The following is a 3,176-nucleotide window of genomic DNA, read 5'->3' on the forward strand; positions in this document are numbered from 1 at the left end:
GGGCCGGCGATCGTCGTCGTCGAGCGGTTCACCGGCGGTCATCTTCGCGATGTTCGCCGGCGGGTGCAGGGTGTCGGCGTCGATGAAGGGCACCGCCAACCGTCGGGCCAGCGCCGCCCCCACCGTCGACTTGCCCGATCCCGAGACGCCCATCACCACGACGGGCGGGCCGGCCGCTATTCGGCGAGGTTGCGGTTCCATTCCACCCAACCGACACCGCTGCGTCCGTCCGCGGTCTTGACGCCGACCCAGGCGCGCGGGAACTGGCTCACGCGCCCATCCTTGGCGAGCATCCGCACCGGGGCGTGCCCGCGCACCTCGATGTCCGCGGTGATGTCACCGGGGCGCAGGTCCACGGTCGCGTTCAGCGGTAACCCGTTGTCCCCGAAGGATTCCCGCGAGGCGACGGTGTCCAGCTCGGTGACGTTGTGTGCGACGTCCTGCACGTATCCGATGCTGAACGTCGGCGCGCCGGGGATGCGGATGTTCACGCCGTGCAGGTGGGTGCCGTCGTCGAGGTGCAGCGCGCTCCAGATCCAGTCCATGCTCCACCAGTCGCGCACGCCCCACGAGTGGTCGCGCTGCCCGGGCACCGAGTCGACGCGGTAGCTGGTGTCGCCGATCGTGACGGTTCCCGAGACGCGGCAAGGGATTTCGTAGCGGGTCGTGAGCCGGTATTTGTACGGTGCGCCGTCGGTGGCCCACTCCAAATTCATCGCCATTTCGACCGGAGTGCCCGGCTCGCCGCGCAACAAGGCCGACGGATCCGCGTAGGCCTGGGCCTGCGCGCGCACGTCGACCCGGTAGGCCTGCAGCGGCATGCTGGCGGAGTGGCCCAGCTCGAAAGCGTCGGTGCGCAACACCCACGGGTCCGCGGGCAACGGGATCTCGGCGTCGACGGCGACCGTCGCCATGTCCGGGCCGCACAGCAGGACGTGCACCAGGGCGTGCTGCTGGTTGGCGATCAGGCCGAGGCGAAACCAGCCGCCCAATCCCTGTGCCGCGTCGGCGAAGTCGGCGTACCAGCTCTCGCTCCACAACGGCTCGTCGGTCGGGTCGTGGGCGAGCTCGTCGTCCTGCGACGGCCGCAGCGGCTCCGGCTTGGTCGCGGCGGGCAGGGTCGCCAGCGCATCGGTGTCGAGCACGTGTGCGCAGTTGCGTTGCAGCATCGTCATGAACATCCGGTCGCCGCGATCGGTGCGCTCCACGAGCATCGACGAGATGATGGCCATCATCACGCCGAAAAAGCTTTGGCGCCGGACACCTTCGGCGACCTCGGCGAGGCTGACGGGCGGCTGCGGGCCCAGCGCGTCGTGGTAGGCGCGGAGGAATTCGTCGTAGTGGTCGCGACGATCCTGCGCCCGCAGCGCACAGCCGAGGAAGTACGCCAGGTCCGTGAATGCCGGTCCCCAGGAAACCGTCTGCCAATCGACGACGGTCAGCGCGCGGTCCGCCCCTTCGGTGCCGAACAACATGTTGTCCAGCCGGTAGTCGCCGTGCACCAGGCCCCGGATCCGGTGGGGCTCCGACTCGGCCGCGATGTAACCGTCGAACGCGGCGACCAGGTGCTCGCACACGACGCGGTGCTCGGGCGCGATCTGGTCGCCGTACCGGTCGACGAAGCCGGCGTACAGCGACGCGATCATCGCCTGGTTGAGCGGCGTTTCGCGGTTGAGCCACGGCGCGTCGGCCAGCGCCGGGTCGCCGAGCAGCGGGCCGTGCAGCCGCCCCAGCTCGACGACGCCGATGCGCGCCTGTTCCGGTGTGGCGCCGGCGATTTCGTCGCCCACGACGGCGGGCCCGGCGTCACCGAGCAGCAGGTCGAACACGCCCGTGGCGGTGTCGACGGCCGCGTGATAGCACGGCGCGATCGGCCCGCCCAGGCGGGGCGCGACGTCGCCGTAGAAGCGGACTTCACGCTCGTAGAGCCCCAGCGCCGACCCCGTCTGCCGGCTCACCGGATCGGAGGCCGCGACCTTCAGCACCACCGACTCCGGCCCCGCCGCGTCGGGATCCGCATAGCTGAGCCGGACGCGGTAGCACTCGCTCATCTGTCCGGTGCCGATGCGTTCCACGGCGAAGTCGGCTATGGGTCCGGAGCCGATCGCGGCGGCCAGCCAGGAGGCGGTGAGGTTCTCGGGTCGCTCGATGACTTGCTCGGTGTCGGCGTGCATGAGGGTCTAGCGTGCCAGGTCAGTTCGCAAGTGAGAAGCCGTCCCAGGCGATCCGGCGGTGCGGGTGCGGATCGAACTCGATCCGGCTCTTGCGGTCGAACACCATCACGGCGCGGTCGGCGCGGGTATACGCGGGCCAATCGTCGCCCGGCGAACCCGTGCGGCTGAAGGACCGCCACCGCCGCTGCACATGGTTGCTGACCTTCAGCGCCGCGCGCCGGTCGGCGGCGGCGGTCAGCAGCGCGCCGAACCGGGTGCGATAGACGTCGAAGACGGCCAGCAGCTCGGTGGCGTGCGTGGCGCCCAGACCCGACCAGCGGAGCGTCCGCGGGGCGTAGTCGTAGCGGTAGAGGTAGGTGGGCGCGTGGTTGCCATGGGCCTCGGCGATCTGCCAGGCCGCCGAGCTGAAGGCGAAGTCGCCGCCGAGCTGGATGCACGCCGACGGCGACGGGTAGTCGGGGTAGGCGGCGGTAATGCGTTCGCGGGCAGCCGGTTCCGTGTCGGCCAGCAGCTCCTCGATCATCGATTGGTTCGTCGGCAACATCTTGAGGAAGCGGGTGAACAGGCGGCCCTCTTCGGCGTTGGTGCCCACGATGAGCGGCACCTTGTGCGCCCGGCCGGATCGCATCGCCTCGACGGGGTCGACGGGCAGGACGTCGTCGCCGACGACCGGGCCGATCGGGAACGCGCCCAACCGGCTTTCCATGCCCTGGTCGATCAGCCGGTGCTGCGTTTCCACCAGTTGCGCCGCGGACGCCTGCATCACCGCGTGCGCGCCGTCCTGCGGGCGCACGCCGAGCAGCCCGGCGAAGCGCTTGGCGAACTCTTCGGCGATCTCCCGCGACCGCACCAAACCCGACGCCGGGCTTTCCGAGATCGCCTGCGCGAAAAGGCCTTCGGCGGCGGGCACGGCCAACAACGTGGAGGTGATGCAGGCGCCCGCGCTCTCGCCGAAGATCGTGACATTGCCGGGGTCTCCGCCGAATTCGGCGATGTTGTCCC

General features: G+C 70.3%; 3 protein-coding genes. All 3 read right to left on the minus strand.

What is annotated here, in order from left to right:
- Nucleotides 1-201: shikimate kinase (locus A5706_RS20510; protein ID WP_369831777.1), on the minus strand; the 201-nt coding region annotated here is incomplete at its 3' end.
- Nucleotides 177-2,174, minus strand: a complete 1,998-nt coding sequence (locus tag A5706_RS20515) for a phosphotransferase (RefSeq protein WP_068134466.1) — start codon at nt 2,172-2,174, stop codon at nt 177-179. The genes A5706_RS20510 and A5706_RS20515, both read right to left, overlap by 25 nt.
- 19 nt (nt 2,175-2,193) lie before the next feature.
- The coding region (locus tag A5706_RS20520) for a carboxylesterase family protein (RefSeq protein ID WP_156767253.1) at nt 2,194-3,176 on the minus strand (983 nt) is incomplete at its 5' end.

It is taken from the genome of Mycobacterium sp. E796 (genome assembly GCF_001672815.1).
Lineage (GTDB): Bacteria > Actinomycetota > Actinomycetes > Mycobacteriales > Mycobacteriaceae > Mycobacterium.

Bases quoted from the DNA above. Each gene is read 5' to 3' on its own strand.
- A5706_RS20515 (WP_068134466.1), bottom strand. From the start codon at position 2,174: ATGCACGCCGACACCGAGCAAGTCATCGAGCGACCCGAGAACCTCACC.